The sequence below is a fragment of the Amycolatopsis sp. NPDC049691 genome (assembly GCF_040675005.1).
GTDB lineage: Bacteria > Actinomycetota > Actinomycetes > Mycobacteriales > Pseudonocardiaceae > Amycolatopsis.
This window is the reverse complement of record NZ_JBFANX010000031.1, coordinates 1-18,459: the sequence shown is the minus strand read 5'-3', so window position 1 is coordinate 18,459 and position 18,459 is coordinate 1. Positions and strand designations below refer to the sequence as shown.

At 73.3% G+C, this 18,459-nt stretch carries 22 protein-coding genes; 11 read left to right on the top strand and 11 right to left on the bottom strand.

Annotated elements, in window-relative coordinates:
• Positions 1-38 precede the first annotated feature (38 nt).
• A complete protein-coding gene (locus AB0J40_RS43145; protein ID WP_364465679.1) occupies positions 39-1,328 on the bottom strand; it encodes a diaminopimelate decarboxylase in 1,290 nt (429 codons plus the stop codon).
• Positions 1,329-1,410: 82 nt separating this feature from the next.
• On the opposite strand from AB0J40_RS43145, the gene AB0J40_RS43140 reads away from it, so the two are divergent.
• Entirely contained in the window at positions 1,411-2,289 is an 879-nt protein-coding gene (locus AB0J40_RS43140; protein WP_364465677.1) for a LysR substrate-binding domain-containing protein, read from the top strand.
• A 34-nt stretch (positions 2,290-2,323) separates the two neighbouring features.
• Here the strand turns inward: AB0J40_RS43140 and AB0J40_RS43135 are convergent, their stop codons facing one another.
• Positions 2,324-3,310, bottom strand: a complete 987-nt coding sequence (locus AB0J40_RS43135; protein ID WP_364465675.1) for a serine hydrolase domain-containing protein — start codon at positions 3,308-3,310, stop codon at positions 2,324-2,326.
• A 57-nt stretch (positions 3,311-3,367) separates the two neighbouring features.
• Here AB0J40_RS43135 and AB0J40_RS43130 point away from each other — a divergent pair, with 57 nt between their 5' ends.
• Positions 3,368-3,562, top strand: coding sequence for a DUF2630 family protein (locus tag AB0J40_RS43130; protein ID WP_364465673.1), 195 nt, complete (start codon positions 3,368-3,370; stop codon positions 3,560-3,562).
• A 3-nt stretch (positions 3,563-3,565) separates the two neighbouring features.
• Here AB0J40_RS43130 and AB0J40_RS43125 read toward each other — a convergent pair whose 3' ends face one another.
• A complete protein-coding gene (locus AB0J40_RS43125; RefSeq protein WP_364465671.1) occupies positions 3,566-4,360 on the bottom strand; it encodes an IclR family transcriptional regulator C-terminal domain-containing protein in 795 nt (264 codons plus the stop codon).
• A gap of 124 nt (positions 4,361-4,484) precedes the next feature.
• Between AB0J40_RS43125 and AB0J40_RS43120 the strand changes: the two genes are divergently transcribed.
• The 4 genes from AB0J40_RS43120 to AB0J40_RS43105 are packed head-to-tail and all read left to right on the top strand — an operon-like array spanning position 4,485 to position 8,658.
• Entirely contained in the window at positions 4,485-5,042 is a 558-nt protein-coding gene (locus AB0J40_RS43120) for a flavin reductase family protein (protein WP_364465669.1), read from the top strand.
• 20 nt (positions 5,043-5,062) lie between these two features.
• The gene (locus tag AB0J40_RS43115; RefSeq protein ID WP_364465667.1) at positions 5,063-6,619 is read left to right on the top strand and encodes a 4-hydroxyphenylacetate 3-hydroxylase N-terminal domain-containing protein; all 1,557 of its coding nucleotides are present in this window, start codon (positions 5,063-5,065) and stop codon (positions 6,617-6,619) included.
• Between the two features lie 13 nt (positions 6,620-6,632).
• Positions 6,633-7,481: a catechol 1,2-dioxygenase gene (catA, locus tag AB0J40_RS43110; protein ID WP_364465665.1), complete on the top strand. Its 849-nt coding sequence runs from the start codon at positions 6,633-6,635 to the stop codon at positions 7,479-7,481.
• Between the two features lie 58 nt (positions 7,482-7,539).
• Positions 7,540-8,658, top strand: a complete 1,119-nt coding sequence (locus tag AB0J40_RS43105; protein ID WP_364465663.1) for a muconate/chloromuconate family cycloisomerase — start codon at positions 7,540-7,542, stop codon at positions 8,656-8,658.
• 10 nt (positions 8,659-8,668) lie between these two features.
• Here the strand turns inward: AB0J40_RS43105 and AB0J40_RS43100 are convergent, their stop codons facing one another.
• The 3 genes from AB0J40_RS43100 to AB0J40_RS43090 form a co-directional block, all read right to left on the bottom strand.
• Positions 8,669-9,760, bottom strand: coding sequence for a Vms1/Ankzf1 family peptidyl-tRNA hydrolase (locus tag AB0J40_RS43100; RefSeq protein WP_364465661.1), 1,092 nt, complete (start codon positions 9,758-9,760; stop codon positions 8,669-8,671).
• Positions 9,761-9,823: 63 nt separating this feature from the next.
• Positions 9,824-10,372, bottom strand: coding sequence for a hypothetical protein (locus AB0J40_RS43095; protein ID WP_364465659.1), 549 nt, complete (start codon positions 10,370-10,372; stop codon positions 9,824-9,826).
• 10 nt (positions 10,373-10,382) lie between these two features.
• Entirely contained in the window at positions 10,383-11,672 is a 1,290-nt protein-coding gene (locus tag AB0J40_RS43090) for an NAD(P)/FAD-dependent oxidoreductase (RefSeq protein ID WP_364465657.1), read from the bottom strand.
• A gap of 169 nt (positions 11,673-11,841) precedes the next feature.
• Here AB0J40_RS43090 and AB0J40_RS43085 point away from each other — a divergent pair, with 169 nt between their 5' ends.
• Positions 11,842-12,207, top strand: a complete 366-nt coding sequence (locus AB0J40_RS43085) for an STAS domain-containing protein (RefSeq protein WP_364465655.1) — start codon at positions 11,842-11,844, stop codon at positions 12,205-12,207.
• A gap of 42 nt (positions 12,208-12,249) precedes the next feature.
• On the opposite strand, the gene AB0J40_RS43080 is transcribed toward AB0J40_RS43085, so the two are convergent.
• Genes AB0J40_RS43080 through AB0J40_RS43070 form a run of 3 tightly spaced genes read right to left on the bottom strand, consistent with a single transcriptional unit; the run spans position 12,250 to position 13,228 of the window.
• Positions 12,250-12,513 carry a DUF4235 domain-containing protein gene (locus AB0J40_RS43080; RefSeq protein ID WP_364465653.1) on the bottom strand — a complete coding sequence of 88 codons (264 nt, stop codon included), beginning with the start codon at positions 12,511-12,513 and terminating at the stop codon, positions 12,250-12,252.
• Positions 12,510-12,818, bottom strand: a complete 309-nt coding sequence (locus AB0J40_RS43075; protein ID WP_364465651.1) for a DUF3618 domain-containing protein — start codon at positions 12,816-12,818, stop codon at positions 12,510-12,512. The genes AB0J40_RS43080 and AB0J40_RS43075 overlap by 4 nt, the downstream gene beginning before the upstream one ends.
• On the bottom strand, positions 12,815-13,228 hold the full coding sequence (locus AB0J40_RS43070; protein ID WP_364465649.1) for a phage holin family protein: 414 nt from the start codon (positions 13,226-13,228) through the stop codon (positions 12,815-12,817). The genes AB0J40_RS43075 and AB0J40_RS43070 overlap by 4 nt, the downstream gene beginning before the upstream one ends.
• Before the next feature lie 118 nt (positions 13,229-13,346).
• On the opposite strand from AB0J40_RS43070, the gene AB0J40_RS43065 reads away from it, so the two are divergent.
• From AB0J40_RS43065 to AB0J40_RS43055, 3 genes are all read left to right on the top strand, one after another.
• Positions 13,347-13,808 carry an SRPBCC family protein gene (locus tag AB0J40_RS43065; protein WP_364465647.1) on the top strand — a complete coding sequence of 154 codons (462 nt, stop codon included), beginning with the start codon at positions 13,347-13,349 and terminating at the stop codon, positions 13,806-13,808.
• Positions 13,809-13,888: 80 nt separating this feature from the next.
• Positions 13,889-14,722, top strand: coding sequence for an aldo/keto reductase (locus AB0J40_RS43060; RefSeq protein WP_364465645.1), 834 nt, complete (start codon positions 13,889-13,891; stop codon positions 14,720-14,722).
• A 75-nt stretch (positions 14,723-14,797) separates the two neighbouring features.
• Complete coding sequence (locus tag AB0J40_RS43055) at positions 14,798-15,265, top strand: hypothetical protein (RefSeq protein WP_364465643.1); 468 nt, start codon at positions 14,798-14,800, stop codon at positions 15,263-15,265.
• Between the two features lie 61 nt (positions 15,266-15,326).
• Here AB0J40_RS43055 and AB0J40_RS43050 read toward each other — a convergent pair whose 3' ends face one another.
• Both AB0J40_RS43050 and AB0J40_RS43045 read right to left on the bottom strand, forming a co-directional pair.
• Complete coding sequence (locus AB0J40_RS43050; RefSeq protein ID WP_364465641.1) at positions 15,327-16,124, bottom strand: GAF and ANTAR domain-containing protein; 798 nt, start codon at positions 16,122-16,124, stop codon at positions 15,327-15,329.
• Positions 16,125-16,194: 70 nt separating this feature from the next.
• Positions 16,195-16,722, bottom strand: a complete 528-nt coding sequence (locus AB0J40_RS43045) for a hemerythrin domain-containing protein (protein ID WP_364465639.1) — start codon at positions 16,720-16,722, stop codon at positions 16,195-16,197.
• A gap of 124 nt (positions 16,723-16,846) precedes the next feature.
• On the opposite strand from AB0J40_RS43045, the gene AB0J40_RS43040 reads away from it, so the two are divergent.
• Positions 16,847-18,361: a CYTH and CHAD domain-containing protein gene (locus tag AB0J40_RS43040; protein WP_364465637.1), complete on the top strand. Its 1,515-nt coding sequence runs from the start codon at positions 16,847-16,849 to the stop codon at positions 18,359-18,361.
• Positions 18,362-18,459: the final 98 nt, after the last annotated feature.

Sequence of the window (18,459 nt, the reverse complement as noted above, 5' to 3'; positions counted from 1 at the left end):
CAGTCTCCCCTCGGCGTGCCCGGATCGTACGCCGGTGATCACGCCGCGGGGAGCGCTCCGACGTATTCGGCACCGGCGTCCGCGACCAGCTCGGCGAGGGACTGCGCGCGGCGGATCGGCGTGAACTCCACGTCGCCGCGCTCGGTCACCGTGAAGCCGTGCACGGCCGGGCGCGGCAGCGTGTTGTAGGCGTAGTGCGCGCCGAAGTAGTAGGCGCCGGTGTCGTGCGCGACGACCAGGTCGCCGGGCTCCAGCAGCGGCAGCGGTCGTTCCTTGGCCAGGAGGTCGCCCGCGAAGCACAGCGGGCCGGCGATGTCCTGCGGCACTTCGGGTCCGGTCTTCGGCCGGCCCTGGGCGTCCGATGCGGTCAGCCGCAGCGGCCAGTGCTCTGGCTGGAGGACCGTGCGGGCGGCGACCTGCGCGCCGGCGTGCGTCACGGCGATGGGCCGGCCGCCCGAGACCTTCGTGTACTCGACGGTGGAGACGAGGAAGCCGTTCTTCGCCAGCAGGGACCGGCCGAACTCGGTGACGAACGTGTAGCGCCCGTCGGCGAGGGCGGGGACCTTCGCCAGCAGCGTCGTCACGTAGCCGGCGTAGGTCGGGCCCGGGTCCTCGGAAGCGAAGTTCACCGGAAGGCCGCCGCCGAGGTCGATGCTCGTGACCTGCCGGCGTCCGGCGTTGATCTCTTCGGCGAGGGCGTGCACCGCGGCGACGCCGTCGGCCATCAATTCCGGCGGGCAGCCCTGCGAGCCGACGTGGACGTGCAGCCGGGTCAGCCACGGCCGCCGCGCGAAGGCATCGAGAATGGCGGTCCGGTTGTCCCGCAGGGGAATGCCGAACTTCGACGTCGCGGTCGCGGTGCTGGTGTCGCCGATCCGGCCGGCCCCGACCTGGGGGTTGATCCGCAGGCCGAGCACCGAGCGCGGGTGGTCCACCAGGTCGTCGAGCCGGGCCAGCTCCTGGAAGTTGTCGGCGTTGATCGCGGTGCCCTCGGCCAGGGCGTGCGCGAGTTCGGCGGTCGTCTTGGCGGGGGAGTCGAGGACGAGCCGCGCGCCGCGCAGGCCGGCGGCTTCGGCGACCGCCGTCTCGCCGGGGCTGGCGACCTCGGCGTCGACCCCGAGGTCGGCGAGGTAGCGCAGGACGGGCGCGAGGCCGCACGCCTTCGCCGCGACGGTGTGCTGGACGCGGCCGAGCGGCGCGAACGCCTTGGTCAGGTCCTCGACGGCTTCGCGGATGCCGGCGAGGTCGACGAACCCGGCCATGGGGTCGAGGAGCCCCCGGTCGGCCGCCGCGGCGAGGGCGTGGAACTTGCGATCGGTGCGGTTCACGGTCCCCAGTCTTGGACCGGTCCGCGCGAGGGGTCCAAGACTTCGTCCCTCTCGATCTATAGGCCCGGCCTATAGTGGCTGGGTGGACCTGCGCCGTTGGCACTACTTCGCCGTGCTCGCCGAGGAGATGCACTTCACGCGCGCGGCCGCGCGGCTGTTCGTGTCGCAGCCGTCGCTGAGCCAGCAGATCCGCGCGTTCGAGGCGGAGCTGGGGGTGGCGCTGCTGGACCGGTCGGGGCCGCGGTTCGCGCTGACGGAGGCGGGCCGGGTGGCGGCGGCGGAGGCGCGGGAGCTGCTGTCGCGTTTGGACCGCGCCCGCGGCGTGATCGCGGCGGCCGGCCGCGGCGACGCCGGGCGGCTTCGGATCGCCTACACGCGGTCGGCGCCGGGCCCGCTGGCCGGCGACCTGGTGGCGGCGTACCGGGCGGCGTTCCCGGACGTGGAGCTGGCGCTGGAGACCGGCTGGACGAGCCTGAACCTGGCCCGCCTGTCCGCCGGCGAGATCGACGTGGGGTTCGTCCGGCCGCCGGTGGACTTCCCGGGGGTGGAGGTGGCGGTGGTGGGCTCGGAGGAGGTGCTGATCGCACTGCCGTCGGGGCACGCGCTGGCCCGGCGGCGCGGCCGGCTGCGGCGGGCGTGGATCGCGGCGGAGCCGGTGGTGTTCTGGCCGCGGTCGAACGGGCCGGGCCAGTACGACGCGATCAGCGCGCAGGTGTGGCCGGACGGCGTCCCGCCGATCGTGCGCGAGGAACCGGAGGACGAGCAGCTGATGCGCGCGGTCGCGGAGGGCGCGGGCATCGCGGCGGTGCCGGAACACCGGGCGCGGGGATTACGCCGCCGCGGGGTGGCGCTGCGGCGGCTGGAGGACCCGGTGCCGGTGATCGACCTGGGACTGGCCTGGCGGGCCGGGACGGTGGCCCCGGTGGTGCAGGGGTTCGTGGACCTCGCCCGGCGGTCGTGAGTGAGAACCCTGTTTCCCACTCACGAGGTGGTGCTCAGTCGCAGGCCCGCAGCACCGCGTCCGCCACCTCGCCCAGGTGCGCGGCCGCGCTGTGGCCGGGCACCAGGCGGTCCGTCAGGTACGCGAACGCCAGCCGCCGGCCCGGGTCCGCCCACCCTATGCAGCAGTTGCTCCCGTTGTGCCCGAACGTCTCGCGGGCGCTCAGCGTCCCCATCGGACGGCCCACCCCGCCGAGCTGGAAACCGTGCGCCCAGCGGACGCGCGTGCCGATCGTGCGGTCGACCACCGCGTCGCCCGAGGGCCGGCGGGCCGCCGCCACCGCCGGCCCGGCGAACCCGTCCAGCAGGGCCTGGTAGAACCGGGCCAGGTCGCGGGCCGTCGTCGAGATGCCCGCCGCCGGGATCACCGCCCGGCGGACCGCGCGGCGGTTCACCACCCGGGCCGTCACCGGGCCGCCCAGCCCCCGGCCGCGGACCGGCACGTGCCGGGGCCACAGTTGCGGTGGCAGCCCGAGGAACGTGTCCTCTAGCCCCAGCGGGACCAGCAACTCCGACGCCAGCAGCGCGTCCACGGACGTGCCGGTCACCCGCCGGACCAGCTCGCCGAGGATGTGCCCGAACACGATCGGCTGGTACGCCGCCACCGAGCCGGGTGCCCAGCGCAGCGGTGCGCGCTCGATCGCCCGGACCGCGCGCGACCAGTCGGCCATCGTGAGCGCGTCGCGGGCGAACCCGCGGGCCGTCGCGAACCCCGAACGGTGCTGCAGCACCTGGCGGATCGTCACCGCGCCCTTGCCGCCGCCCGCGAACTCCGGCCAGTAGCGGGCCACCGGCGCGTCCAGGTCCACCGCGGACCGCACCGCCAGCGAGTGCACCAGCAGCGCGACGAACGGCTTGCTCGCCGAGAAGATCCAGTACAGCGCGTCCGGCGGGCCGATGTCGAGCAGCACCCGGCCGTCGCGCAGGACGCACAGGCTCGCCCGGGCCCCGCGGGCGCGCACCAGGTCGGCGACCTCGATCACCCGGGCGAGGGTACCCGCGCGGCGTATGCTCGCGGACGGACAGGAGGGGAACTTCCCATGGCAGGCCACGAAATCACCGACCGCATCGCCGACCTGATCGACGAGGAGCACCGGCTGCGCAAGGGCGCCCTCCACCACGGCGGGCTGACCCCGGCGGAGCGGCTCCGGCTCAAGGACCTCGAACACCAGCTGGACGCGGCGGTCGACCTGCTGCACCGCCGCCAGGCCCTCTCGGTCTTCGACGACGACTGAGGCTCAGAAGAACCCTTCGCGGCCGGTGCCGGGCACGACGCGGTGCCCGAGGTCGGCGCTGATCCGCGCGGCCGTGCGCACCACCAGCGGCACCACTTCCTGACGCAGCTTCGCCACGTCGGAGCGCCCGCTCGACGTCGACGACGCCAGGGCCGCCACCACCGCGCCGCTCGCGTCCCGGACGGGCGCCGACACCGAGAGCAGCCCTTCCTCCAGCTCCTCCGCGACCAGTGCCCACCCCTGGTCCTGCACCGTCCGCAGCGCGCGGCGGAACTCCTCCTCGTCGGTGACGGTCGACGCCGTGAACCGCGGCAGCCCGGCCGCCACCACTTCGTCGACCAGCGCCGGCGGCGCCCAGGCCAGCAGCACCCGGCCCATCGACGTCGCGTGCGCCGGCACGCGCGTGCCGATCGAGACGTTGATGCTCATGATCCGCCGCACCGGTACGCGGGCGACGTAGACGACCTCGGCGCCGTCCAGCGCGGCCAGCGAGGCCGATTCGCCGGTCTCCTCGGCGAGGCTGAGCAGCCGCGGCTGGGCGGTCTCGATCATGCCGTGCGACGCCGAGTAGTGCTGGCCGATGCTCAGCACGCGCGGGGTCAGCGTCCAGCGCGGGCCGTCGCCGCGGACGTACCCGAGCCGTTGCAGCGTCAGGAGGATCCGGCGGACGGCGGGGCGGGACAGGCCGGTCGCGGACGCCAGCTCGGCGAGCGTCGGGTTCGCGCGCTCGGCGTCGAACGCCATCAGCACGGCGAAGCCCCGCTCGATGCTCTGGATGAAGTCGCGGTCGGTCTCCATCGCCCCATCCTTCCGCACCCCCGCCGGGGACCTCGTCTTGACAACGCGGACCCGGCGGGGGACTCTCCCTAACGTGTCCGCATAGCGTTCAAATTGTACGCACAGCGTACAGGAGGTGGGAGCAATGACGCTCGACCAACGCGAAGTCCGCAACGCCTTCGGCCGCTTCGCCACCGGCGTCACGGTCGTGACCTGCCGCAACGACCAGGGCGAGCCGCACGGAGCGACGGTCAACGCGTTCACCGCCGTCTCGCTGGAGCCGGCGCTGTGCCAGGTCACGCTGACGCGCCGGTCGAAGGCCTGCCGCTACCTCGACGGCGCGCCCTTCGCGGTCAACGTCCTCGCCGCGGACCAGCTCGACACGGCGTGGCACTTCGCCGGCCGGCCGCAGGACCGGGCGCCGGAATGGGCCGAAGGCACGCTCGCCCCGGTGCTGACCGGCACCGCGGCCACCCTCTCCTGCCGCCCGTGGCGGGTCTACGACGGCGGTGACCACCTCATCGTCATCGGCGAGGTCGAGCACCTCGAAACCAGCGACGCCGACCCGTTGCTGTTCTTCGCCGGCGGGTTCCGCGAGCTCGGCCCGCGCGGCAGCGCCCACTGGTCGGCCTCGGTCGACTGCCCCGACCTCGGCTGGTTCGGCTCGGCCGCCGAATTCGCCCCCCTCACCGCAGCCTCCTAGAAACCGACGAAGGGTTCCCGATGAGCATCCAGGAGCAGGACGCGCCCGCCAAGGTGCGCACCACCCGGCCGATGACCGGCGACGAGTACGTCGAGTCGATCCGCGACGGCCGGGAGGTGTTCATCTACGGCGACAAGGTCGACGACGTCACCACGCACCCGGCGTTCCGCAACTCGGTCCGGATGACCGCCCGCCTCTACGACGCCCTCCACGATCCCGACCGGCAGTCCGTGCTCACCGCGCCGACCGACACCGGCAGCAGCGGCTTCACCCACCCGTTCTTCCGCACCCCGAAGTCCCGGGAGGACCTGTTCGCCGACCGCGACGCGATCGTCGCCTGGGCGCGGATGACCTACGGCTGGATGGGCCGCAGCCCGGACTACAAGGCCGCCTTCCTCGGCACGCTCGGCGCGAACTCCGACTTCTACGAGCCGTTCGCCGACAACGCGCGGCGCTGGTACGCCGAGTCGCAGGAGAAGGTCCTCTACTGGAACCACGCGATCATCAACCCGCCGGTGGACCGCGACCGCAACCCCGACGACGTAAAGGACCTGTTCATCCACGTCGAGCAGGAGCGCGACGACGGCCTGGTCGTCTCCGGCGCCAAGGTCGTCGCGACCGGCTCGGCCATCACCAACTACAACTTCATCGCCCACTACGGCCTGCCGATCAAGAAGCGCGAGTTCGCGCTCGTCTGCACGGTGCCGATGGGCGCGCCGGGCATGAAGCTGATCTGCCGCAACAGCTACTCGAACGTCGCCGACGCGACGGCCAGCCCGTTCGACTACCCGCTGTCGAGCCGGTTCGACGAGAACGACACGATCTTCGTCCTCGACAAGGTGAAGATCCCGTGGGAGAACGTCTTCATCTACGGCGACGCCGAGAAGGCGAGCACGTTCTTCCCCGGCTCGGGCTTCCTGCACCGCTTCACCTTCCACGGCGTCGCGCGGCTGGCGGTCAAGCTCGACTTCATCGCCGGCCTGCTGATGAAGGGCGTGGAAGTCACCGGCACCAAGGACTTCCGCGGCATCCAGACCCGCGTCGGCGAGGTGATCGGCTGGCGCAACCTGTTCTGGGCGCTCTCGGACGCGATGGCCGCCAACCCGGACGAGTGGCGCAACGGCGCCGTCCTGCCGCACCTGGACTACGGCCTGGCCTACCGCTGGTTCATGACGCTCGGCTACCCGCGCATCCGCGAGATCATCATGCAGGACCTCGGCTCCGCGCTGATCTACCTGCCCTCGTCGGCGAAGGACTTCTCCTCGCCGGAGATCCGCCCGTACCTCGACCGGTACGTCCGCGGCTCCAACGGCTACGACGCCGTCGAGCGCGTGAAGCTGATGAAGCTGATCTGGGACTCGATCGGCAGCGAGTTCGGCGGCAGGCACGAGCTCTACGAGCGCAACTACTCCGGCAACCACGAAGGCGTGCGCGCCGAGCTGCTGTTCGCGTCCCAGCAGTCCGGTTCGGCCGAGGCGATGAAGGGCTTCGCCGAGCAGTGCATGGCCGAGTACGACCTGGACGGCTGGACCGTCCCCGACCTCTACAACCCCGGCGCCACCACCCTTTCCCGCTGACGGAGGACCCGCCATGACCACCACCGAACACCACGTACCCACCGCGGCGGGCTCGGGCAGCTCCGCCAGCGCGGCCTTCCGCGCGGCCGGCCGGGAAACGGGAGACGTACCGGCCGAGCGCGTCGACGAGGTCGCCCGTGCCGTGCTGCGCGGCGTGCACCAGGCGATCCGCGAGCACGACGTCACCTACCCGGAGTTCCAGGCCGCGAAGCAGTGGCTGATGGACGTCGGCGAGGGCGGGGAGTGGCCGCTGTTCCTGGACGTCTTCGTCGAGCACGTCGTCGAGGAGGTCGCCGCCCGGACGCAGGACGGGACGAAGGGCAGCATCCAGGGCCCGTACTACCTGCCGGGCCAGGAAAAGCTGCCGTGGCAGGCTACGCTGCCGATGCGCCCGGTCGAGAAGGGCACACCGCTGGTGCTGGCCGGCCAGGTCCGGGACGTCGACGGCGCTCCGGTCGCCGGCGCGGAGCTGGACATCTGGCACGCCGACGACGACGGCTACTACTCGGGCTTCGCGCCGGACATCCCGGACGGGAACCTGCGCGGTGTCGTGGTGTGCAACGGTGAGGGCCGGTTCGAGATCACCACCGTCCGGCCGGCGCCGTACCAGATCCCGACCGACGGCCCGACGGGCAGGCTCGTCGCCGCCGCGGGCTGGCACGCGTGGCGGCCCGCGCACCTGCACCTCATGGTGCGCGCGCCGGGCTACCGCACGATCACCACGCAGCTGTACTTCCAGGGCGGCGAGTGGCTCGACAGCGACGTCGCCGAAGCCACCAAGCCCGAGCTCGTGCTCGACCCGCGGCCGGGTACGGACGGCGGCCTGCGGGCGGCGTACGACTTCGTGCTCGAACGCGCCTGACGTCCACGCCGGCCGGGCCCGCGCGGGCCCGGCCGGCCTTGCCACCGGGAGGAACCCCTTGTCCGACTTGGAGATCGACCGCGTCGAAACGGCGCTGCTCGACGTGCCGCTGCGCCGCCCGCACCGCTTCGCCCGCACCGGCATGACCGCGCAGCCGGTGCTGCTGGTGTTCGTCCACACCCGCGGCGGCGCGGTCGGTGCCGGCGAAGGCGTGGTGCCGGGCGGCCCGTGGTGGGGCGGTGAGTCGGTGGAGACGATGGCGGTCGTCGTCGAGCGGTACTTCACGCCGGTGCTGCTCGGCCGGCGCGTCGACGACATCGCGGGGATCCTGCGCGATCTCGGCGACGTCGTCGCGGCCAACCTCCACGCCAAGGCCGCGGTCGAGGTGGCGCTGCACGACGCCTGGGCCCGCGCCCTCGGCGTCCCGGTGCACACGCTGCTGGGCGGGGTCGCGCGGCGGTCGGTGCCGGTGACGTGGGCGCTGGGCACGGAACCGGCGCCGGTGGTGGCCGACGAGGCCCTCGCGAAGCTCGACGCCGGCCACCGCAGCTTCAAGCTCAAGATGGGCGCTCTCGACCCGGCCGACGACGTCGCCCGCGTGTGCGCGGTGGCGGAGAAGCTGGTCGGGGTGGCGAGCGTGCGCGTCGACCTCAACGCGCGCTGGGACCTGCCGACGTCGCTGAAGTACCTGCCGCGGCTGGCGGACGCGGGTGTCGACCTCGTCGAGCAGCCGGTGCCGGGCGCGGAAGTCGAGGCGCTGGCCGAAATCGCCCGCGCCCTGCCGATCCCGGTGATGGCCGACGAAAGCCTCCGCACGCCCGGCGACGCGCTGCGGCTGGCGAAGCTGCGCGCCGCCGGCGTGTTCTCCCTCAAGACGACGAAGTCCGGCGGGCTGCGGGCGACGCGGGCGATCGCGGAGGTCGCGGCCGCGGCGGGAATCCCGTGCCACGCCGGGACTTCGATCGAAAGCCCGGTCGGGACGGCGGCGTCGCTGCAGCTCGCCTGCACCGCGCCGGCGGTGACGTGGGGGAGCGAGCTGTTCGGGCCCCTCCTCATGAGCGAGGAACTGCTGACGACGCCGTTGCGCTACGAAGGCGGCGAACTGCACCTGCCGGACGGGCCCGGCCTCGGCGTGGAACCCGACCGGGGTGCGGTCCGCCGGCTGCGAAGGTCGTGAAGGCGCCGGCTCAGCCGTGGCGCAGGATGGCGCCGAAGCCTTCCCACAGGTCGACGCGCTCGTCCAGCACCACCACCTCCGCGCCGGTCGCCACCGCCGCGAAGGGAAGCGCCTCGTCCGCCCGCCGCCGCTCCGGCTCGGGGACGCCCAAAGCCTGCAGCCCGGCCTTGCCCACGGAGACCTGCGCCGGGTCGGGGCCGCCGAACACCGCCGTGTCGCCCGGTGAGCCGACCAGCAGTGTCTCGACGTTCGCCTCGGCCAGTGCGCTCGCCACCGCTTCCAGGCCGCTCACCGCCAGGCCGTCTTCGCGGCCCGAGCCGGCGCGGAACTTGTCCGCCAGGTCGTCGAGCGCCGCGAGGTGGCGGCCGGTCAGCAGCTCGCGCACCCGCCGGTCCAGCTCCGCGCGCGACGAGCCTTCGGCCCGGCTGCCGCCCTCGACCTCGCGGGCGATCCGGCGGAGGTGCTCCGGCAGCGTCTCGTGCAGGGCCGCGCGGGCCTGCTTCTCCCCGGCCAGGACGACGAGCCGCGCGCCGGACCGTTCCACCGCCTTCGTCACGTGCTCGGCGACGGCCGCCAGGTTCCGCCGGGCCGTCTCCTCGGCCGCGTTCTGCAGGGTGTGGTGGGCCGGGCCGCCGCCGCGGACCTTGTGCACCGGGTGGTTCTCGCCTTCGACCGTCTCGGTGCGCGGCTCGCCATCGTCGTACTCGGTGATCTCGGCGCCGACCCGGTCGGCCACGACCAGGACGTACTTCGGCGTTTCTTCGGCGTGGGTCGCCAGCGGCAGCAGGTACGGCAGCGCCGAGAACCGTACGACCGGCTCCGGCGGCGGGGCGGCGAGGCGCCGGTCGAGCAGCACCTCGCCGTGCGCGGCGATGATGCTCCGGCCCGCCTTGCCGACCGGCGGCGCGCTGTCGCGCACCGCCCGCAGGACGGCTTCGACCGTGGCCGGATCGGCCCGCTGATCGGTCAGGCCCGCTTCGATCTCCTTCAGCCGGAGCGCGAGGAGCTTGGCGGCGTCCTCGGTGTCGTGCGAAAAGTCGAAGTGCACGGACGCGAACGGCCCGTCCGCGTCGGTCAGGTCGCGGAGCGCGGTTGTGTCCACAGTGGACTCCCTTCGGGTCGGCGGCAACCGTCGTGCGCGGCGGTTACCGCCCGTCCCGCGGGGCTAAACGTCGCCGAGCGCCGACCGGACGGCCGCCACCACGTCCGGGTGACCGAGGGGCAGCGGCGGCGGCACGCGGTCCTCCGGGCCTTCGGTCGTCGAGGCGATCACGCGCACCTCCGTGCCCGCTTCGCGCAGCTTCGCCACGACGTCGTCGTGCTCGGCCAGCCAGTCTTCGTTCGCCTTCGCGGCGTCACCGGAGGGCAGGAACGCGTCCGACGCCGGGTCGACCAGCAGCAGCCGCGCGGCCCCGCCCGGGTGGCGTTCGACGAGCTGGAGGGCTTCGGCCGCGAACGGACCGCTCGCCACGACGGTGATTTCGGGATCGCCGGGGCCGTGGTCGCCCACGAGGTCGTCGGCCTCGGTGAGGGCGCCGCCGGCCGGGACGCGGCACCAGAAGATCCCGCGCCGCTCCGCCAGCGGGCGCCAGGTGGCGGGCAGCTCGTCGTGCCGCGCGGCGCCGGCCGGGTCGAGCACGATGATCTTCGGCCCGGCGGGGTCGCCCGCGGTCACGACCGACGGGCCTTCGGAACGAGCGGGTTCGGCGGTCATGGAAGTCCTTTCAGCGCCGGGGGAGTTCGGGGGAGTCGGTGTCGAGCGGAACCGCGCCGGACCGGACCAGTCCCAATTGGACGGTCTGCCGGCCGGTCAGCCGGTCCAGCACCCAGTCGGCCGCCGTGCGCACGCGGTTCCCGGGCATCGCCATGAGGTGGTAGCCGCGCGTGACGGCCTTCGCCGGGAGCCCGGACAGCGGGATGTGCAACGGGTTCGCCGCGGCGGCGCCGGCCCCGAGGTCGACGACGAAGCCGAGGTCGTGGTGGCGGTAGGTGCCGGGGCGGCCGTAGCCCAGCGACGCCGCGACGTTGCGCCCGGCGAGCTTGCCCTGCCGCTCCGCGTGCTGCGCGGTCATCGCGGTGTACTGGCCGGGCCGGGTGAGGTCGGGCACCGCGGCCGCGTCGCCGCAGGCGAAGACGTCGTCGCGGCCCGGCACGGAAAGCTGCTCGGTGACGACGAGCCTGCCCTTGGCGGTCTCGAGCCCGAGGTCGGCGACCAGCGGGTCCGGCCGCACGCCGACGCACCACACGAGGGTGTGGGTCGGCACCGGATCGCCCGTGGTCAGCGTGACGCCCTTGGCGTCGGCGTGGTCGATCGAGGTCTTCATCAGCACCTCGACCCCGCGGCCGCGCAGCACCTCGTCGGCGGTCCGGCCCAGCCGCTTGTCGAGCTCGGGCAGCACGCGCTCGGCGACGTCGAGCAGCAGCCACCGGATCTTCTGCCCGGCCAGCTCGGGGTGGCGCCGGGCGAGGGCTTCGGTGAACGCGGGTCCCTGCGCGGCGACCTCGGTGCCGGTGTAGCCGGCGCCGACGACCACGAACGTGCAGCGGGCGTCGCGCTCGGCGGGGTCGTCGGCCGCCGCGGCGAGCTCGATCTGCCGCGTGATGTGGTCGCGCAGGTAGAGCGCCTCGGGCACGCCGCGGAAGCCGTGCGCGCACTCCGGGACGCCCGGGATCGGCAACAGCTTGTTGACGCTGCCCGCGGCGAGCACGACCCGGTCGTAGCGGATCCGGTGCTCCCGGTCCTCCGGGTCGGTGTAGCAGACCTCGTGGGCGTCGAAGTCGACCCCCGTCGCCTTGCCGAGCACGAGCCGCACGCCCGGCAGCGTCTCGGGGATCGACACCGTCACCCGCCGCGGGTCGAGGATCCCGGCCGCGACCTCGGGCAGCAGCGGCAGGTAGAGGAAGTAGTCGGTGGGGTTCAGCACGACCACTTCGACGTCTTCGCCCGCGGTCTTCCGCAGGCTCTTGGCCGCGTGGTAGCCGGCGAACCCGCCGCCGACGATCACGACACGCATGGGTCTCCTTCCGGGCCGGGTGGTGGCGTCCCGGCCGGTTACCCGAGGTCGGAGCGCGGAAACCCGCGGGGTTGACCTCAGGGCTCAGTGGCGTACGGTCAGGGTGTTGGCTGTTGTTCAGACTCACGTGCTCCGGTCAGCGCCCCTGCACGCCGCGATAGGGAGCGCCATGCACTGTTTTCGCACGATCGACGAGCCGTCCGGCTTGACCTTCACCAGCACCGTACGACCGGGCGAAGTCCGCGTCATCACGCTGGTGGGTGACATCGACGCCGCCACGGTCGGCACCCTCGACGAAGCTCTCGCCACCGGCGAGCGGCTGGTCGCCGACCTCACCCGCGTCGCCTTCCTCAGCTGCGCCGGCGTCCGGTCGCTGCTCGAGGCGAACACCCGCGCCGAACTCGCCGTGGTCGTCGGCGGCCACGCGGTCACCCGTTCGCTGGAGGCCACCGGCGCGGACCTGCTGCTGCGGATCCAGCCCCGGGTCGGCGCGGCGATCGCCGAGCTGACCCCGCTGCCCGGCCGGGAGGCGTGACCGCCCGGCGGTCCGCCTCCCGCCGTCCACTGTGGACTCTGTTCAGTCGTCCGGCCAGTCGCCGGTGGCTTTCTCGTAGCCGATGGCACCCGCCCGCTCGGTGGCGGCCTTGACGGCGGCGAAGATCGCGCCCTGCACCGCCGCCGCGATGATCACCTGCCGCCAGGTGTAGTCGCGGTCGGTGGCGTCGGGCGCGTCCTCTTCGCCGGCCACGCGCTTCCAGACCTGCTTGAAGGCCTGGCCGGCGAGGACCCCGCCGAGGGCACCGACGACCCAGCTCAGCGGTTTGTACAGGACCTTGTTCACGAGTCGTTCCTCCGTCGCAGGATCAGCCGGATCAGGATCACCAGGCCCAGCACGCCGGCGAACACCGGCAGCGGGTTGCTCCGGACGACGTCGGCGCCCTGGCGGAACCTGACCGCGGTCGGTTCGTTCGTCACGTCGGCGACCTTCGCGGTCGCCTGGTCCAGTTTCTCGTCGACGCTTTCCTTGACCCGGGTCTTCACGTCGAGCTTCTGCCCGAGCGCTTCCAGCGTTTCGGCCAGTTCTTCCCGCGTGGTGTCCCGGTCGAGCCGCGCCTCTTCGGCGTTCTTCGGGAAGTCCCCGCTCATGAGTGCACTCCCTGCTTCACCGTGTCCACGTCCTCGCGGACCCCGCTGATGGCTTCTTCGGGCACCGGGGGCACGCCCTGCGTGACTTCCTTCTTGCCGACCAGCGCCGCGACGCCGGCGACCAGGAACAGCGCGACCGCGACGAGCACCGCGGCCAGCCAGCCCGGCAGGACGAGCGCCAGCGCCAGCACGGCGGCCGCGACCAGCGTGCCCGCGCCGAACAACGCGAACAGACCGGCCGCGCCGAACAGCCCGGCGCCGACGCCCATCTTCTTGCCCTTGCGCTGCAGTTCGAACACCGCGAGCCGCATCTCGTCCCGGACGAGCCGCTTGACCTCGTCGGTCAGGTCCGTCACCAGCTCACCGACCGAGCGGTCGGCCGCCGGCTTCTTGTTCACTTCTTCGATCACGGAACACCTCCTTGTCTGGGCGCCGTGTACCCGGACCCGTGCGCGGTCAACCACGCCGGGTTTGGCCGGTGGTGCACCGGGTAGCCGATTCGGTGTCACCACCTACGAGGAGGAGTGCATGAGCACGATCACCGAAATCGTGGACGTGGAGGTCCCCGTTTCGACCGCGTACAACCAGTGGACGCAGTTCGAGGAGTTCCCGCGGTTCATGGAGGGCGTCGAAGAGATCCGCCAGGTGGACGCCACCCACACCCACTGGGTGACGCGATTCGGTGGCGTGACGCGCGAATTCGACGCGACGATCACCGAACAGCACCCGGACGAGCGGGTCGCCTGGACCTCCGACTCCGGTCCCGACCACGCCGGCGTGATCACGTTCCACCGGCTCGACGACACGCACACCCGGGTCACCGCCCAGATGGACATCGACCCGGAGGGCTTCGCCGAAAACGTGGCGGACAAGCTCGGCGTCCTCGACCGCCGGGTGAAGGGCGACCTCAAGCGGTTCAAGGAGTTCATCGAACACCGCGGCGGCGAAACCGGCGCGTGGCGCGGTGATGTCGACCGCCCGGGCACGTAAGCAACACGATCGGGCGACACGGCGGGACGGCCACCGTCCCGCCGTGTTTCGCGCCCGGAACCCCCGGGTAGGCCGCAGGCATGACCACCACCGACGTTCCGGCCGTGGACCTGGGCAACGGCGTGCGGATCCCGCAGTTCGGGTTCGGCGTGTTCCAGATCCCGCCGGAAGACACCGCCCAGGCCGTGCGAACCGCACTGGAAGCGGGGTACCGCCACATCGACACGGCCCAGATGTACCGCAACGAAGAAGGGGTCGGCGCCGGCGTCGCGGAGTCCGGGCTCGCGCGCGAAGACGTCTTCGTCACGACGAAGCTGGCGAACGACGCGCACGGGCACGACAACGCGATCACCGCGCTGGAAGGCAGTCTGCGCCGCCTCGGCTTCGACTACGTCGACCTCTACCTGATCCACTGGCCGTTGCCGCACAAGGACAACTACGTCCGCACCTGGCAGGGCTTCGAAGACATCCTGCGGGCGGGCAAGGCGCGCGCCATCGGCGTTTCGAACTTCCAGCCCGCGCACCTCGACCGGCTCGCCGAGGAGACCGGCACCGTGCCCGCGGTCAACCAGATCGAGTTGCACCCGGCGCTGCAGCAGCCCGAACTGCGTGCCTACCACCAGGCGCACGGCATCGCGACCGAAGCGTGGAGCCCGCTGGCGCAGGCCGAAGTCCTCGACGACCCCGTGCTGAAGGACCTGGCCGAAAAGCACGGCCGGACGGCCGCGCAGGTAGTTCTGCGCTGGCACGTCCAGCTCGGGAACATCGTCTTCCCGAAGTCGTCGTCGCCGGAGCGGATCCGGCAGAACATCGACGTCTTCGGCTTCGAGCTGGACGACGAGGACATGGCCGCGATCGGCAAGCTCGACGACGGGCACCGCACCGGACCGGACCCCGACACCTTCACGGGGTGACCGCGGCGTTTCCCTCCGCGACCGGCCGGGTATTCCTCCCGAAGAGGTCCCCACCAGGAGAAGGAGCGTCCCGGCATGACCACGAACGCGTACCTGTCGTTCCTCGCGATCGGCGTGGCGCTGGTCCTGATCGACGGGCAGATCATCTACCGCAGCGGCCGCCGCTACCTGGAGAACTCCTACGGCGACCCGGCGGCCGGCGCTTCGATGACCCGCCTGGTCACCGTCCTGTTCCACCTGGCGACGCTCGGTGTGCTGGCACTGATCTCCACGGTCAACCTGGGCGGCAGCGACCTCCCGGGCGTCGTCGGACGGCTCGGCGTGCTGCTGCTGATCCTCGCGCTGGCCCACGCGATCACCCTCGCGGCGCTCGCCCGCATCCGCGGCGAGCAGGAGGTGGAGGCGGTCGTCCAGCGCGGCGGGCGCCAGCAGCGGGTGGAACCCGAGCCGCAGGCGACGGTGACGCCGGTCCCGGGCCAGGACGGCCGCTACCCGGCCGCCAGCCCGTCGCTGGAGAACCGGTCCCCGTACTCGGCCCAGTAACCGGCGCAGGACCAAGGGCGGCACTTTCCCGCGGAAGTGCCGCCCTTCGCCGTCTGCGGGGTCAGCGCTCGGCGGGGAGGTCGACCTCGGTGTGCCGGGTGGCGAGCGTCAGGGCCAGGTCGGCCAGCTTGACGTTCAGGTCCTGGGACGCGCGGCGCAGCACGTCGAACGCTTCGGCGGCGCTGATGCCCCGGCGCTGCATCAGGATGCCCTTCGCCTGGCCGATGACGTCCCGGCTTTCGACCGCGCGGCGCAGGTGCTCCCGCTCCAGCTCGGCCGCCGCGACGGACTCGGTGTGCGCCAGCGCCAGCGACGCGTGCGTCGCCAGCAGGAGCGCCAGGTCGACCGAGCGGGCGTCGAACGCGCCCGGCCGGCTCGAGTAGATGTTGAGGGCGCCCGAGCTGCGGGGCGGGCGGGCGTCCGGCAGCAGCGCGGTCGCCAGCACCGAGTGGTAGCCGAAGCCGGCCGCGGCCGGGCCGAACGAGGGCCAGCGCGGGTCGTGCGCGAGGTCCTGGGACCAGCCGATGGCCGGGCCGTCGGGGCGGGCCGACTCCACGCACGGCCCTTCGCCGTGGTCGTACTGGGCCTGGTCCAGCCGCACCGCGACCGGGTCGGTCTCGACCGGCGTGTGGTAGGTGCCGTCGGGCTCCCGCAGCGTGACGCTGACCAGGTCGGCCCCGGGGACGACCGCGCTCGCGGCGCCGACGACGAGCCGCAGCACGCCCCCGACGGTGGGGGTCACGTCGAGCAGCAGGCGCGTGAGCTCGGCGAACTGCCGCGTCAGCGGGCCGGCCGGCGGCTCCTCGTCCTGCCCGAACCGCGCCCGGTCGCGTGCCCATTCGTCTTCGCCGATGCTCATGCCCGCCGTCGTCCTCCCTCGGTGCCGGCCTCCATTCAACCCGATGCCGGCGTCCGCCCCCGCGCGGTGCTCAACCGGGCGAGTCCGCGGCCCGGCGGAGCGCGTCCCGCGCGCGGTCGACGAAACCCGGCCCCGGCCACAGCTGCTCGGACTGCGGCACCCGGTCGGACAGGTCGGGGTGCGGCACCGTCGCCGCGGCGTCCCGGACCGCGACGACCTCCTTCCCCAGCTCGGCCCGCCGTTCGGGCGAGCAGGTGAGCCGGACCTGGCGCACCGCCGCCGGGCCCTCGTCGTGGACGTGCCGCCGGACGGCGCGGATCAGGCCGCCCAGCAGCCGCTCGAACCGGGTTTCCTGCGGCCCCGCGCCCTCCAGCTGCCGCATCAGGCCGTCCGCCTCGGCGAGCGCGCCGTCCCCGTCGAGGAAGGACTCTTCCGCGACGGCGTGGCGGACCAGCTCGGCGATGAGGTGGTCGGCGAGGTCCTTCCGGTTCTCCGGACTGCCCTGGCCGAGCTCGAGCTCGGTGCACAGGCGGTCCAGCTCCCGGTGGTCGCCGGCGAGGACGGTGGTCAGGTCGGTTGCGGGCTGGCTGCCGTTCATGCACTCTCCTGGTCCGGGCTCGGGGGTCGCGGGCGGGATACCCGCTGCTCGCGCGGCGAATCCCGTGTCGGGCCGGCACACGCCGGGTATCCGTGGGGAGAACCGGTCCCAAGGGAGGATGATCATGGCAGCGCCGTCGTCGGTGACCGAGCGCGAGCGCAAGTACGAGATCGTCGCGGGGAGCGGCGTGCCGCGCCTGGTCGGCGTCGCCGGGGTCGCGACGCAGGACGACCCGGTCGAGCAGATCCTCGACGCTTCCTACTACGACACCGAGACGTTCCGGCTGGCCAGGAGTGGCATCACGCTGCGCCGCCGCGTCGGCGGGCACGACGCGGGCTGGCACCTCAAGCTGCCGGTCTCCGCCGACGAGCGGCAGGAGATCCAGCTGCCGCTGGGCGGCGACCCGAACAAGGTCCCCGGCCGGCTGCGCCGGCTCGTGCGCGCGTTCACGCTGGGGGAGAAGCTGGTGCCGATCGCGCACCTGCGCACCGACCGGTTCGCCCACCGCCTCGCCGACGGCGACGGCCGCACGATCGCGACGCTCACCGACGACCACGTCACCGGCGAAGCCGGCGGCGAGAGCGCGCGCCTCGACGAGTGGCGCGAGCTGGAGCTGGAGCTCGACCCCGGGACCGATCCGGGCAGGCTCGACGACTTCGACCGGGCGCTGACCGGAGCCGGTGCCTCGGCCTCGCCGTGGCCGTCGAAGCTGCGGCGCCTGATCGGCGACCGCGTCCCGGTGCCACCGCGCGGGCGCAAGAAGCCGACGGCGGGCGACATCGTGCTGGCCTCGCTGCGCGACCACTACGCACGCTTGCGCCGCGCGGACGTCGGCGTCCGGCTGGACGTCGAGGACTCCGTGCACCAGATGCGCGTCGCGACCCGGAAGCTGCGCAGCGCCCTGCGCACGTTCGGGTCCATTGTGGACAAGGACGCGACCGCGCCGCTCGCGGCCGAGCTGAAGTGGCTCGGGCAGCAGCTCGCCCCGGCGCGGGACACCGAGGTCACCGAGCAGCGCCTGCGCGAGCGGCTCGACGACGTGCCGTCCGAGCTGGTGTTCGGGCCGCTGCGCCAGTACCTGACCCGCTACTTCGCGCGGGAGGCCGAAGAGGGCCGCACCCGGGCGATGGCGGCGCTGACCGGCAAGCGGTACCTGAGCCTGCTGCGCGCGCTGGACACCCTGGTCGAGGACCCGCCGCTGACCGGCCGGGCGCGCAAGCCCGCGAAGGCCGCGCTGCGCAAGCCGGTCCGCAAGGCCGCCCGGAAGCTGCGGCGCGCCGAAGCGGCGGCGAGCGGCAAGGAGGGCCGCGAGCTGGAGAGGGCGCTGCACGAGGTCCGCAAGAAGGCGAAGCGGGCTCGCTACGCCGCCGACACCGTCAAGCCGGTCTACGGCAAGAAGCTGCGGGCCTGGCGCAAGAACGTGAAGGCCGTGCAGAGCACGCTCGGCGAGCACCAGGACACCGTGGTCGGCCGGGACGTGCTGCACCACCTGACCATCGCCGGGCACGGCGAAGGGCAGAACACCTTCACCTTCGGACTGCTCCACGCGCGCGACGCCGCGGCGGCGGCGCAGCTGCGCGAGCGGTGGGCGGGGGAGTGGCGGCGGCTCCGCAAGGGCACCCGCCCGGGCTGGCTCTGACCCGGCCGTGGGGGGCGGGCGCCCGCCGCCCGCCCCCCCCGGGGGCGCCGGCGCCGGCGACGGGGGTGGGGGGGGCGGCGGGGGGGAGCCCGAGACCC